Source organism: Paenibacillus taihuensis (genome assembly GCF_003386535.1).
GTDB lineage: Bacteria > Bacillota > Bacilli > Paenibacillales > Paenibacillaceae > Paenibacillus_Z > Paenibacillus_Z taihuensis.
Genome location: NZ_QTTN01000049.1, coordinates 29,505 through 43,538 on the forward strand (window position 1 = coordinate 29,505; position 14,034 = coordinate 43,538).

At 50.1% G+C, this 14,034-nt stretch carries 11 protein-coding genes and 1 pseudogene; 1 reads left to right on the forward strand and 11 read right to left on the reverse strand.

What is annotated here, in order from left to right; genetic code table 11:
- Window positions 1-84: 84 nt before the first annotated feature.
- The 6 genes and pseudogenes from A8990_RS27350 to A8990_RS27370 all read right to left on the reverse strand — a co-directional run bounded on the left by A8990_RS27350 (window position 85) and on the right by A8990_RS27370 (window position 7,352).
- Window positions 85-1,689: a response regulator gene (locus A8990_RS27350; RefSeq protein WP_116192203.1), complete on the reverse strand. Its 1,605-nt coding sequence runs from the start codon at window positions 1,687-1,689 to the stop codon at window positions 85-87.
- Between the two features lie 11 nt (window positions 1,690-1,700).
- Window positions 1,701-3,386, reverse strand: a complete 1,686-nt coding sequence (locus A8990_RS27355; RefSeq protein WP_116192204.1) for a sensor histidine kinase — start codon at window positions 3,384-3,386, stop codon at window positions 1,701-1,703.
- Between the two features lie 220 nt (window positions 3,387-3,606).
- Window positions 3,607-5,193, reverse strand: a complete 1,587-nt coding sequence (locus A8990_RS27360) for a glycosyl hydrolase family 18 protein (RefSeq protein WP_116192205.1) — start codon at window positions 5,191-5,193, stop codon at window positions 3,607-3,609.
- Window positions 5,194-5,401: 208 nt separating this feature from the next.
- The gene (locus tag A8990_RS32380; protein ID WP_245996259.1) at window positions 5,402-5,653 is read right to left on the reverse strand and encodes a YiaA/YiaB family inner membrane protein; all 252 of its coding nucleotides are present in this window, start codon (window positions 5,651-5,653) and stop codon (window positions 5,402-5,404) included.
- Between the two features lie 30 nt (window positions 5,654-5,683).
- Window positions 5,684-5,968, reverse strand: a pseudogene (locus A8990_RS32855) (YiaA/YiaB family inner membrane protein); the annotation flags it as partial.
- A 55-nt stretch (window positions 5,969-6,023) separates the two neighbouring features.
- Window positions 6,024-7,352, reverse strand: a complete 1,329-nt coding sequence (locus A8990_RS27370) for a glycosyl hydrolase family 28 protein (protein ID WP_116192206.1) — start codon at window positions 7,350-7,352, stop codon at window positions 6,024-6,026.
- A gap of 170 nt (window positions 7,353-7,522) precedes the next feature.
- Here A8990_RS27370 and A8990_RS27375 point away from each other — a divergent pair, with 170 nt between their 5' ends.
- Complete coding sequence (locus tag A8990_RS27375) at window positions 7,523-7,984, forward strand: hypothetical protein (RefSeq protein WP_116192207.1); 462 nt, start codon at window positions 7,523-7,525, stop codon at window positions 7,982-7,984.
- On the opposite strand, the gene A8990_RS27380 is transcribed toward A8990_RS27375, so the two are convergent.
- The 5 genes from A8990_RS27380 to A8990_RS27400 form a co-directional block, all read right to left on the reverse strand.
- Window positions 7,968-8,765, reverse strand: coding sequence for a P-loop NTPase family protein (locus tag A8990_RS27380; protein WP_116192208.1), 798 nt, complete (start codon window positions 8,763-8,765; stop codon window positions 7,968-7,970). The genes A8990_RS27375 and A8990_RS27380 overlap by 17 nt on opposite strands.
- 171 nt (window positions 8,766-8,936) lie before the next feature.
- On the reverse strand, window positions 8,937-10,673 hold the full coding sequence (locus tag A8990_RS27385) for a type 2 periplasmic-binding domain-containing protein (RefSeq protein WP_116192209.1): 1,737 nt from the start codon (window positions 10,671-10,673) through the stop codon (window positions 8,937-8,939).
- Between the two features lie 60 nt (window positions 10,674-10,733).
- Entirely contained in the window at window positions 10,734-11,648 is a 915-nt protein-coding gene (locus A8990_RS27390; protein WP_116192210.1) for a carbohydrate ABC transporter permease, read from the reverse strand.
- Between the two features lie 40 nt (window positions 11,649-11,688).
- Window positions 11,689-12,648 (reverse strand): ABC transporter permease, encoded by a 960-nt coding sequence (locus A8990_RS27395; protein ID WP_116192211.1) that lies wholly within the window; start codon window positions 12,646-12,648, stop codon window positions 11,689-11,691.
- A gap of 1,106 nt (window positions 12,649-13,754) precedes the next feature.
- The coding region (locus A8990_RS27400) for a group II intron maturase-specific domain-containing protein (protein WP_281272532.1) at window positions 13,755-14,034 on the reverse strand (280 nt) is incomplete at its 5' end.

Below are 14,034 nucleotides of genomic sequence, written 5' to 3' on the forward strand. Positions count from 1 at the left end.
ATGTCGGATAATTAATAACGATGATCGGTTATTAAGCTGTTTGGTCGCGCTCTATCCGCTTATCAAAAAAATAGCAGCCTTCCTTTAGGAACGGCTGCGGTACACGTTCGGCGTGACACCAAACTTCTTCTTAAATTCACGAATGAAATGCTGAGTGCTCTGATAGCCGACCATCAGCGTAATGTCGTTTATTCTTAGACGCGAATCGTTCAGCAAGACGCATGCTCTCTCCATTCGCTGCTCGTAGATATAGTCACTAATATTCCTTCCTGTCGCTGCTTTATAGATTTTGGAAAGATAGACAGGATGAAGATACACCTGATCTGCTATCGCCTGCAAGGTGACATTCTCCGCCAAATGCTCGCGTATATAGCGTTCCGCGTTCTCGATAATCCGGTTATGCGTGACGGGCTGCTCCACCGAGTGCATATTTTCCTTAATCAGGGTAATCAATGTTATAGCCCATTCTCGAACCTCGCCCGCCTTGCGAAAGCGAGTAGATATCGCAATCGGATCCGCGTTATCAATTAAATCCTCGAGCAGAATGCCGTTCTTATGGGCAATATGCATAAAGCATCCAAGCAGGCTCACATACACTTCGGCGAAATGCGTCTGCGAATAAGGATATTTCCGCTCCAATTCTTCCATTATGGCTTCAATTCGAATTTGCACGCCTTCCCAGCTTCCCAGATCAAAGAGCTGGGGCAGTGCCGGTGTAGCGTATAGCCATTTGAGCGATTCTCGTTTCACCGCCTCCGGAAGCTCTTCTTCGATGCAGAAATAACGATTGCCTGTTACCGTCATCATTCGAACAGCCTTCAAGCTGAACTGGTGTACGAGCGGCAGCTCCTCAGGAAATCGGCCAAGACCGGCAACATAAATGGAAATATCACCTTTCATATACCTTTTGACATTATCACTATATTTCTGCAGCATTTCTTGAAGCAACCGGGATTGTCGCTCAACCTGTTCCTCGTCCCAAGCCAGAACAGCGACCAACTGACCGGTTTTATTCTTTCCGTACCAAAAATTAAATTCAGGCGACGCCGTCTCCGTCAGAATATTAAACAGCGAGTACTCTAGCAGCTCCTTATCCGTCTTCGAAGACCGGGAGGTTTGATATTCTTCATACTCCAGCAGAATCAGGCGAAACAAGCAGCCGTGCGGAAACGCCAATCCGTACATCGTCAGCCGCTCATCCAACGTCTGCCTACGTGGAAAGTAGCCTTCTAGCAGCTCAGAGAGCAAGGCCGATTTCAATAAATCCACATTTCGCAGCCAATTCGACGAAGATTGCCGGCGCTTGGACTGTATATCCCTTAGATCGGAAGTCAACTGACCGATACAGCGCAGCAGTTCCTCATCACGGACAGGCTTGATTAAATACTCCACCGCCCGAAGCTCGAGCGCTCTTCTCGCATATTCAAATTGTGCGTGACCGGTCAGCAAGATGCTCTGTAATTCTGGACGAATGAGCTTGCTCTCTTCAATCAGCTCAAGACCAGACTTGCCTGGCATTCGAATATCAGTAATCATAATGTCGATGGAATTGCCCTTCAGCACTTCCATGGCTTCAATCCCCGAATATGCTCTGTAGACGCGTTCGATGCCGAGCTGCTCCCAGGAGATGGTCTCAGCCATGCTATCCACAATATGCCGGTGATCGTCAACGATGAGTAGCGAGAACACGGACAACCCTCCTAATGATGTTCATGTATGCTCCAGTATAATTTGACATAAGCGCCGCCTAGCTCCGATTGACCGATGTCCAGCCCTGAGCCTTCACCGAAGAAGTAATTCAGCCGCTGCGCAACATTCTTCATGCCTGTCCCGCCTGAATCGGCGTATTCACGACCAGGCATCTGCTGGATAATGCCAGCTTCATGACCAGCAAATCCGGCGCCGTCGTCTTCTACTGTAATGGAGCAAACCTCCTGCAACACAGTCCCTCTAATGCGAATCATCCCTCGTTCCAGCTTTGGCTCCAACCCATGAACGATGGCATTTTCGACGATTGGCTGAATTAGCAGTTTCGGGATTCTCATCCCCTCCATTTCGGAGTTGATCTCGATTTCATAACTAAACTTATCCAACTGCATATTCATAATATCCAGATAATTGTGGACGAAAGCCAGTTCCTCTTGCAGACTGGATACGAGAATTTCATTATGCGTCGAGTACTTGTAGTAGTCCGCTAAATTATGCCCGATTGCGACGATGGTTTCGTAACGCTTCATCTTTGCCATGCTGATAATAAACGCAAAGCAATTATATAGAAAGTGGGGGTTAATTTGAGACTGAAGCTGCTTCATAACCGCTTCGCGGGAACGGATTTCTTCCGCATGTACTTGCTCAATCAACTGTTGAATTTCAGCGGTCATCTGATTGAAGCGCGAAAACAACAGCTGGAAATCATTATTCGTCTTCTCGCGCAATCGCGCTGAATACTGCCCGTTCTTGAAGTATTGAACACCGCGAATAAGCTGCCTGACCGGCACTTGGATATGGAAGTACAACAAGCCAGCTGCTGACAGCGCAACCAGAATAAGCAGGGATACAATGGAATAAAACAGCTGGGTGCTCTTCGTAACAGGCTTCAAAATATCCTTCATCGGCACATAGTCCACAAGCGTCCAGCCCATCTCATCCGAATGCTTTGTATACACCTGAAACTGACGGCCTTCGTAATCGACGACGAAGGGATCCGAGGCTTCCCCCTGCTGGGATAATCGCGTTGCAATAACATCCGAAAGCGTTGTGTCGGACGAAGAGTTTAAAATCCGATTTATCGGCGATTGGTAAAAGAACGGGTCATTAATTCCTTTATTCTTGAATTGATCCAATAACGAGACGATATTATCGGCGTACAAATCAATTTCAATTACATAAGGGCTTTCCAAAACATTTTCAGCAGAATACGCTGACTTCAAGAATAGGCGGGAGAAAATGCTCTTCGTAACGCTCCCCTCCTGCACGCTGTCGAAATACCAGTTCCTCGCGCCCCGGCGCGCTTTCTCTTGAAGCTCTTCGCTATGATAGAAATAAGGAGAATAGGTCGATACGACGGCCTGTGACCGCGGAAAGAAGACAGTAACTCGGTTATTCCACTTATTTGAGAACGAGCTGCTGAACATCGTCAACTTATCCAGAATGTTCCGCTGCGTCGCATACCGGTCAAAACCGTTCTTCGGATAGCTCTCTGCAAAAGCAAGCACGTCCGAATCGTTCATAACGATTGCGGCGAAATAAGCCAATTGGTCCACCGTGCTTTCGAGCTGATTCAAATAATTGGACAGCCTGCTTTCGTTTGCGAAATCAATCTGCTCGCGAATGACATCTACGCTCTCTTTATTAGAGTACGTATACAGAATCATAATCGGAGACATTAGGAGCACGATGAAGAGAAGCGCTTTCGTAATGAGATGCAGGCCGCTCCCTCCTTTTGTAATTGGCGTCTTTTGTCATTTAATGGCGTATTCTCATGCTTTTCATTATAAAACCATGTCAATGAAAGCGCTAGACAGCTCCTGCCAAACGAGGAGAGGAGCGCGCATGCGGAGATGCGCCCCCCCCTGATCCTACGGCCTCCGGTCTAAGGAGTCGCAGCTAGTTTTTTACAAAGCTGATATCGTCCTGATAGAAATAGTAGGAGCTACCGCCGGCCCATACACCGACTTGGATGGTTGCGGTATTTGCAGGAGCCGTAAACGTAACACTCTTCTGCGTATAGGATGTAGTCGTAAACGCAACATTCCCGCTTGCAAGCTGCATGCCTGAAGCGTTATAGCACGTATAGCTCAGCGAGCCGTAATTCGAGCCGCCCGAAGCGCTAAGCTTGCCCCAGCCGCTTAGCGTATAAGAGGCGCCTGCCGTAACGCCGGTACTGATCGTTTGCCCTTTGCCGCCTGCCGCTGTTCCGGAACGAAGGGAGGATGCGCCACTGTGCGCATTGCTAGCAACGACTGACGAATTTCCCCAATCGGTCCAGCCGGTCGTACCCGACTCAAAGCCCGGATTCGACAACAGGTTGGTACCAATGCCTCCGCTGCCGGCAGTCAGTCCGTCGCGTAAGCCTGTCATGAGCGGGTGCTGATCCGCACTGCTCGGCATGTAATCATGCGCGATCTCCCAAATGATCGCCCCGCCGAAGCCATTATTCTGCGCATAGATTACCTTCTGCCTGATGCTCTCCGCATTCTCATAAGAGATAAACATATCGTTCGCCGAGCCGCTGTTGTCGAAGCCAAGCCACGGCACCATGGACGTACTGTCCCAGTGGTCATTTGCTGCGCTGTAATAAGTTCCCATAATTGTTTTATACGGTATATCGTATTGGTCCGACGGCGCGGTAGTCCAAGACTGTTTCGGCTTGCTTACGCCCCCCGTGTCTGTGCCCGCTCCGCCACTCCAAATGTGGGAGCCGAAAGAAATACCAATGCCGAGCTTCGACTTCGATATGCCTGCATTGACGAGCGCGTTCATACTGTCGCTCAAGCTAGGGACGGCGCCGCCTGTCGAAGGGAATGTGTAGCCTCCGTTGTATAGCGGCGAATTAAACCATGTCACCCACTGCGGCCATGCGCCGCTCATATCATAAGTCATGACATTGATTTGGTCGAACTTGTTCGCGACTGGAGCAAGGATGTTTCCGTCGCCAGACCCGATTGCGGCTGTCAGCAGCTTTGCGGAACCGATCTTGGTCCGCAGTTCAGTGACAAATGCCTGATAAGACGCACTATCCGTAATTGGCTCAGCATCAAGGTCGATGCCATCATAACCGTTTGTGGTCATGAAATTGTACAAATTGTTAACAAAGGCTGTTCGGTTGGCACTCTGAATCGCCCCATTGAACGCAGTGCCCGAGTTCGCGCCTCCGACAACGATTAACACTTTAACGCCTTTGCTATGAGCGGTGCTAACGACATCCGAAATTTGCGCCGGAGTAAACCATGGCTGCGTCACAGTCCCGTCCGATTGCGGTTCCAGAGCGAAGTGAGCCAGATGCGTCAGTCCGTTGAAATCGGTTGCAGACATCGGCATATTCGTGTACTCATACCCGGGATAATACCCCATCCTCCACGTAAGCGCCGCAGCGGACGTAGGCTGCAGCGGGTAAAATAAACTTCCAAGAAGCGATACTACGACGGCTGCCAGCGCCAGCCAGCTCATCCCTTTTCTCTTGCTCTTCAACATCACATGATCACGCACCCTTCGGGAATTTGTGGAGCAACTAAATTATCCGAAGAAAAGTGATGCAGGGATATGACGGTATGTTAATTTCAATGATCGAAAATCAATCATCTATAGCCTGCTGCAGCATGAAATCGGAATAAAAAGCCTCTCTTCCCTTCAAACAGGAAAGAGAGGCTTCTACTTTGTTGAAATGCGTGCTTACGTCGACCTACTCCGTATGCTGTTCACTTTCGTCGAACATCTTATCTTCCTCGTTATCGCGGATCGTTTTCTGCAGCACGAGACAGGACACGATCAGGAATGCGCCGCCAATCGCGTAGTAGCCTTTGACCGACAGCGGCTCTTCCAGATTGAACACGCCGATGTACTCGGCCAGGATCGCGAGCACGAACCCCGCCCATGACAGGAATGTGAAGGCGGACGTGTTTCTGCGGCGGTAGCCCGCGTTGTAAGCTAGCAGGAAGTTATCCTCATCGTTGTCGCGCGCTACCTTCTGCAGCAGGAACGAAGTTACGATGAGCAGGATCGCCGATACCGCATAGTAGCCTTGAACGGACAGCGGTTCCTTGAGTGAGTAGATCCCTACAAATTCGAAGCCGCATGCGAGCACAAAAGCTGCCCAAGCCATGAACGTATACGTCGGTGTGTTGCGTCGGCGGTAAAAATGCATTTTATTCGATTCAGTCATCATCTCTAAAGTCCTCCTTGCAGCCTCTCGCGGCTGCTTCGTTATGACTTTATTGTAAGACTGACCTCGCAAACGCATAAGTACCATCTTCTCCTAGTACCTGGTCACAACGCCTACCCCGAACCAACCTGCCACCCTAACTCTACTGCTCGAACCTCACATTCTTGCTGAGCTCGACGACCATTTTAGCTGCATTAGTACTGGTCAGCGGCTCGCCCAAGTAACTGATCCCGGAGAATGTGACACCGTCAATCATATGCGCACCGTCATAGCCGCGGATGATGGATACGGGAAGCAGCCCGCCGGTAATAGCGATGTCCCGGAAGCGGATGTTGCGAACCTGTCCACGCTCGGTATCGCGGGAATACTGGGAAAATTGGATTTTGATATCGACCAGCTTCTCCTCGGAAGCTTCGACGCGGATGTTGCTGTACAGCACGTTCTGCACGACCGCACGGTCACCATTGTGAATCGTAAATGTCCCGCCGGATTCATAGCCCTCGAACTGGCAGTGGATGATATCGCAGTCGCTGAACTCGATGTCCGAGATCGTCTCGGCGCGAGTCTCATAGCCGATCTCGAGCGCATTGCCCCACTCCGCGTTGAAGAACACCGAACGGCTCACCCGCACACGCTTCACATCGCGGCAGCCCGCTTTATGGAAGTAATCGACCGCCTTGATCGCGATGCAGTCATCCTTGGAGCGGACGAACACGTTCTCCACAGTCACATCCTCACAGCCAACAATATCGATCCCATCGCCCGTCCCTGCAAAAGTAAGCACGTTCACGTTCTCGATCCTTACGTTCGAGCACGCCGTCGGCACAAGATGCCATGTCGGTCCATCGACGACTGTAATTCCTTCGATGGTGACACCATTGCAGCGTGCCGGCAGCATCATGGCATACTTCTTCGCCCCTTCATTCTCTCGCCATAACGAGCCGTCAAGAATCCCTCTGCCGCGAACGGCAATATGGGATGCTCCATCCGCCGTCACTCGGCCATGAACGACTGCGCCTTCCTCGATGTAGAGCGTCTCGCCATCCTGCAAACGAATTTCGCCTGCATGATGCACCTCGCCGCCTTTGTAATAGCGGACGGTAGGATCGGCAGGGTCTGGACGCACCTCCGTCTCCGGCGGATTAATCCAAATGAACAGCGGCGTCCTAATGTCGCCGTCAAATTCAACGGACAGCTTCGCAGGCGCTTCGATCTCGAAGCGAAGCACCTTGCCGGCTTCCGCTCCTTGCGTAGGCGTAATGCCGTGTCGCAATGGGCGTACAACTGCTTCCAGAAAGCAATCTTTCGTTTCGATCTCAATCGTGATTGTGCCTGAACCGGACAACACGGCATAGCCTGCCCCTTGGCACTCATATACAAAAACAGGCTGACCATCGATTCGAACCTGATAACAGTCCGACGCCTCGATAGCTGCAGCCGGGAAGCTGGACTGGATTGTAGCTTGCAACATCGTGCTGAACACTCCTTGTATGGAAGATGGCTTTATTTTATCGGACGAATCCTGCTGCTCGTTAGTGAAAATTGTTCATTGCGACTCCGAAAGTTGTCTCCTTCAAACAAAAACCGAAGAATACTATGGTTAAATATGTTAAAGTTACCTCGTAGAGGAGGCTGAACTTTATGGAATCAATTACACACGCCATTAAAAATCCTTCCAGATTCCGGCTCATCGCCGCGATGACGGTGTCTAGTTCAATTTGGTTGATTCAAGTGGTGCACCTGGTGAATAGGCACAGGCAGCTGCTGTCGATTTCCATTTCAGCCATTCTGTGTCTTCTTTGTATGTCCTTCTTGATAGCGGCTTGTTACAGAGCCAGCAAGAGAGCGGCTGTACTAACACTATCCAACAACCAGCTTCGTATTAACGGAGTGATTATTGAGGCAGAGGAGATTCGTTCTATCCACCAAACAGGCTACTTCAGCCCCCTCATCGGCATTAAGCCTCGCGGCAAACGCATTGTGCCGACTGCGATGTGTTTCAGATTTGCAGGAGACGAGGACCAAGGCAGCGCCGACCTAGCAAAGTGGGCAGCTCAGCATCAGGTGAAGATCGTGAATAAGCCTTTTATGCGGTGGCTATGACCGCCTCGACCATTCTCCGAAAAGCCTCATCCCAATCTCGACCTTCATTCTCGATCGTATAGGCCCGGAAAGGCAGCATTTCTAGCAATCTCAACTCGATGCGCTTGCGGTTCTCCATAAACCGAATGCTCTGTTCCGCGGCAAAATGAGACTTGGAACGAACGGTAGAAATCCAAGTCTGCTGCTCCCGCACACTCGGCTGCGATAGGTAAATGAGGATCGGATTCAAGGCAGCGATGCTGCTCGCGATTCCGTGGATATGCTGCTCAATCTGTGCATCGTCCGCTTGATAATGCTTGATCAGATCATGAATCTGATGCTGAAGGAACACTGCTTCCAGTACATAGACTTCACCCGTCGTATCGGCGCGCTCTGCGAAACGTCCCCATTGCCGCTGGATTAGATGAGAGAACTCCGACAGTGTAGCGACGGGAGAGTTCGTCCAGCATAACTCGCGAGACTTCAGCTCGGCGCTCAGCCCCTCCCGCTCCACGAACGCTTCAACCTCCCGATAAGGAATCAGATAGTCGCTGCCATCCCGAATCACCCGCGAACGAATCTCATCGGCCGCACTCGGATGCCGCTCCAGAAGCTCCACATACTCCCCTTCTCGGAAGTAAGAGTGCCAATTCAAGCTGACCGGATGCCCTGCCGCTCCCTCGTCATAGAATCGGGATGCCTCCCCTTGCTTCTGCAGATACCCGTTCAACCGTTCCGCCAACGTAGATTTTCCCGTACCGCACAAGCCCTCAACCAAGATCAGTTTGCAATTCTTCCGCATGCGCGATTGCCTCCCTGCCATCCGACTACAGACAGCCTCTATTCTCCTATAACAAGGTTCCACCTGCTAGTCTCATGCACCTCCCAATGTGGCACAAACACAAAAATAGACCAAGCCACTCATCCGAGCGGCCCGGTCTATTCGTTTCGCAATTATCAATAAGTCCGAGTATTACCAGCCAATGTCGTCACGTGCAGCAGCTTTCTCGCCTACGTACGCAGCCATGTCTTCTACGCCGGCAGCTTTGAACTTGTCTTGAATGCTGTGCAGAATCTTCAGCGCTTCGTCGTCCGATTTCGCGTAGCAAGCTTTGCGGAACTCTTCGTCGAAGTTCAAGCTAGCTGTTTTGTCGCGGAAATCTTGGTATTTCGGCCAATCTCTCTCGAGATAGGTCGCGCTGACCTTGTCGATAATTTGGATCGGCAGTCTCTTCGAGTAGCTTGCTTCCAGCTTCTCCCACTGTGTCTTCTGGTCATCTGGAATCGGCCATGTGACTTCAGAGGAGAACGCGCCCATGAAGCTGCCGGAGAGGTAATTAAGACCTTCGTCACGCTTCACGTCCGGATTGTCGTCGAACTGCTTCTTCACATCTGCAACCCATGTAGGCTTGCCATCAACGAGGTTGTAATCCTTGCCTGCGATACCCCAGTAAGCGAGCAGACGGCCTTCGTCACTGTTCAAGTAATCGATCAGACGCAGTGCTGCATCCGGGTCTTTAATCTTCGCGCTCAAGAAGATAACAGGGAAACCGGAACGACCTGGCTTCTCGACTTGAGTTACAATGTTACCGCTCTTGTTCTTCATTGGTCCAAGAAGCTCATATTGCATTTCTGGATTTGTTTTGTACAACGTTTTTTGCAATTCACCGATCATGCTTTGCGCGCCGAATACAGCCAGCTTACCTGTAGCGAGCTTCTCGTTCGCAGTTGTATCGGTATTGCTGAATGCCTCTGGGTCAAACAGGCCATTCGTGATCAGCTTTCTCATGTACAGCAAACGAGCTTCCTGATCCTTGGATTGTGTCCAGTGGATAAGCTTGCCGTCTTCTTGGCGGAAGTCCGAGATGTTGTAATCGGACCAGCCGGACAAGAATTGGCTGTAGTCCCAGCCGTTGTGCATCGTACCAGAAGGAATAACTGGCTTGCCGCTAATATCTTTGAAATTGCCGCCCTTAATCTTCGTCAGCAGGTCGAGCAGCTTATCTTCTGTATCGATATCTGCTGCATTCACGCCTAGCGCCTTCAAGATATCGCCGCGAGCATAGAGACCGTAGTTCCAGTTATGAATACTCTCAGGCGTGCCGTCCGGTGTTTGCATCGGAATGACATATTGCTTGCCTTCAAGATCAGGGCTGTTCAGATCGAATTCGGCAAAGTCTTTCGCAACACCTTGCGTCATCAATTTCTTCACGTTCGGATATTTATCAAGATAAGGGGTTAAATCGAGAAGCTGGCCTTCCATAGCCGCTTTCTTGATGACTTGTCCTTCTCCGCCTGTCGTCGACCAGTACGGCGCGTTTACGATATCCGGAACCGTGTCCGAAGCAAAGATCGTGTTCAGTTTCTCCACTTCGCTTGTTGTGATCGATTCCAGCTTCAACGTTACGCCCGTTTTTTCTCTTACTGCTTTAGCCACGGGATTGTTTTCCTGATCCTGCGGGAAGCCTGCTCCGCCGCCGTTCCAAGCGCTCAGGAAGGATAATGTCACTTCTTTAGGTGCAGTCGACTCATTTGTCCCCGAGTTCGCATTCGTGGAGTTTGTGGAGTTTGTGGATCCCGAGTTCGCATTTGTGCCCGAATTGCTCGTCTCGTTGTTTCCTCCATTCCCTCCGCATGCTGACAAGGACATCGCAAGCAATGGGATAGCAAGCGTCAAGCTAAGAGAACTTTTCAATCTGGTCTTACGCATTTGACAAGCCCCTTTCTTTAGCAAATTTTTTATATAAAAGGCTGTGCCTCTTATACTCGACTACTCCTTAAGCGAACCAACCAATACGCCTTTGACAAAATACTTCTGAAGGAACGGATACACCAGAATAATAGGGGTCGTAATGATGATAACGAACGTCATCCGAAGCGCCTCAGGCGTTACGCCGCGCAGCGCCATCTCGTTCTGGTTCATGTTCTTAATGGCCGAACCGCTGCTTGAACCTGTCATGGATTGGAACGACGCTTCACTGATCATTTTGTTCAGGAATGTGGCAGCCGGTTGGAGATTCTCGTTCTGGATAAAGAACTGACCGGTAAACCAGTCGTTCCAGACGCCTACGCCGACGAACAGTGCAATGGTTGCCATAACCGGCATCGAGAGCGGGAGAATAATTCTCCAAAATACCGAAAGCTCGCTCGCTCCGTCGATTCGGGCCGACTCCGACAGGCCGATCGGGATCCCGTCGAAGAACGTCTTCATGATAATGGCATTGAAGAAGCTATAAAGCGACGGCAGGACAAGCACCCAGTACGTGTTCAGGATATGAATCTCCCGGTACAGAATGAAGGTCGGAATAAGTCCCCCGCTGAACAGCGTGGTGAAGAAGAAGAAGAAGACGATATATCTTCTGCCCGGCAAGCCTTTCCGGGAAAGCCCGTAAGCGAGCAAAGCGGTTAGCAGCGTGGAGCCAATCGTAACGACCAACGTTCGGCTAACAGAGATCCAAAATGATTGCAAAATATGAGGATTGTTGAAGGCCTTGCTGTAATTCTCCAGGGTAGCGACCCTCGGGAAGAAGTAAATGCTGCCCTTCATGGCATCGTAGCCGTCATTGAATGATAGCGCTAGAAAATAGATAAAGGGATAGAGTGCCGTCAGGCAGAATATGAGCAGCAGCGCATAGTTCACGGAGGAATATAACTTATCGGCTACCGACAGTTTTCTCACGCCCATACCTGCACCTCCTTAAGTTCAAATAATGAATGTCGCCCGATTACCATAGCGATACGTCGCTTACCTTCTTGGAAACCTTGTTAACAAGCACGATGAGGAGCAGAGAGATGACTGATTTGAACAGGCCGATAGCTGTGGAATAGGCGAATTGCCCCTGCTGGATACCTGTTTTCAGTACGTAAGTGTCCAATATTTCCGATACGTTGAGCGTTGCAGGGGTCTGCATGAGCCAGATTTGGTCAAAGCCTGCATTGAGCACGCCGCTGAGAGAGAAGATGAGAAGGATGCCAATCGTAGGTGTCAGTGATGGGAGCGTAATCTTGAACAGCTTGCTCCATCTGCCCGCTCCATCCATTTCCGCAGCTTCGTACAAGTGTGGATCGATATTCGTCAGTGCGGCCAGATAGATGATCGAGCCCCAACCAACGCCTTTCCAAATATCCGAAATAATGACGAGCGGGTAAAATAACTCCGGCTTACCCATAAAGAAGATCGGGTCCAGCCCCATATGATCCCGGATGTCATTAATAAGTCCCACGTTAGGAGAAAGAATCTTCTGCATCAGAGTCACGACGACGACCCAGGATACAAAGTGAGGCAGATAAGAAATCGTCTGGAAAATTCGCTTGAATTTCCCGTGCATGACGCCATTGAGCATTAACGCCAGAATGAGCGGTGCCGGAAATCCGAATAACAGTTTCAGGAAGCTGATGGACAGGGTATTGTAAAGTACTGAGTAGAAACTGGAGTCGCCTAGAAATTGCTTGAAATACCGAAGGCCCTCCCAAGGACTGTGCAGAATCCCGAGGTTGTATTTGAAATCTTTGAACGCAATCAAAATACCGTACATCGGATAGTAGCTGAACACGAGATACCAGATAAAAGCGGGGAGCATAAATAAGTAGATGGCCCTGAAACTCCAAATTTTAGACCAGGTCTTGTTCTTCTTTAACGGCAATGTTCCGGGTATGACTTCGACTCTTGCTTCTTTCGCAATCATTTCTCCTCCCACCTTCTACAGGGTATCGCCACACGAAGTGTATTCGATCAAAAAACCGACAGACAAGTTTCGCGAAAAGCAAGGGCATCGACAATGCATGCGTGCGAGCAGCTGTTTCGCCAACCTGCAAGCGGTTTCATTAATCTTATAATAATATAATATATTTAATATATATATTCAATACCTTTGGGAAAAATTGTTTTAAAGGATTTTTGACCTAGATAAAGCACGGTTGAGGTAGGAACTTTGTCCTTGTTGATACAAGTGAATTCAGGCAGTGTATATGCAGGGTTTATCAGAGAGAATGAAAGTCGGCCGCCCCGCTGTTGGCTTAGTGAAGAGCAAGAAATTGTAAGTTGACGTCATGTTGTAGATGGTTGCAAGCGGTTTCATTGGCTTCTGATACTAATATAATATATTTAATATATATTATCAATACCTATTAGTTAGAAGTGTGAAAAAGCCGCGTGCTTTGTGCGGAGCAGGCGGCTTTTTGGAGGTGGCGGGTTAGGCTGCAGTGGCGGGTTGTTGGCGGCTTGGGGGCGGCTTGGGGGCGGCTTGCTGGCGGGTCCGCGTGAGCCGGCGGGCGGTTCGGGTTGTTGAGAGCGCGTATGCGTTCCCGCTGCGACAGCGAAATGGTTAGTTTGGTTGAAGGGCGTGCTGAGAGCACCTATTTGTGCTCTCAGCTAACTTTTAGCGAGTTTGGGTAGTTGAGAGCACGTATGCACTCTCTCAGCCATAGGAATTCGGCTAGTTTGGTTGCATGCCGTGCTGAGAGCACCTATTTGTGCTCTTAGCCGACTTTCGGCGTGGTTTGGTCGCTGAGAGCACGTATGCGTTCTCTCAGCCGCAGGGAATCGGTTACACCGCCTAATTCCGCTAAAGAGTGTCCCTGAGGGTCACTCTTTCAGCCAAAACCAGCTAATTCCGCTAAAGAGTAGCCCCCAGGGTCACTCTTTCAGCCAAAACCGCCTAATTCCACCAAAGAGTATCCCTGAGGGATACTCCTTGCCCCCAAACACATTTAATCGAGTAGGAGGAGGCGGCTAGCCTCCGTCCTCTCACACCACCGTACATGCGGGTCCGCATACGGCGGTTCCAAAAGGTTAACAAAGCTCCAAATAACGAGAAAGCATACTCTTCAGCCCTTTCACTTCCCAATAGGAAGTCGGAAGGGCGTTGTTTGTGTTTCGGGACATTTCCCATGCACCACGCCTTGAATTCGCCATGATCAGACTCGCCCATTTTGGTACGCCAAGTGCTCGAAGCTCGCGGATCCGGGTGCGTACCCGTTTCCATTGCTTCCACAGACACATTCGAAGTCTTCGGCGTATCCATTGATCGAATCGTTCGCAGTGACTCTTTGCCGAGGCGAGTCGGAAATAT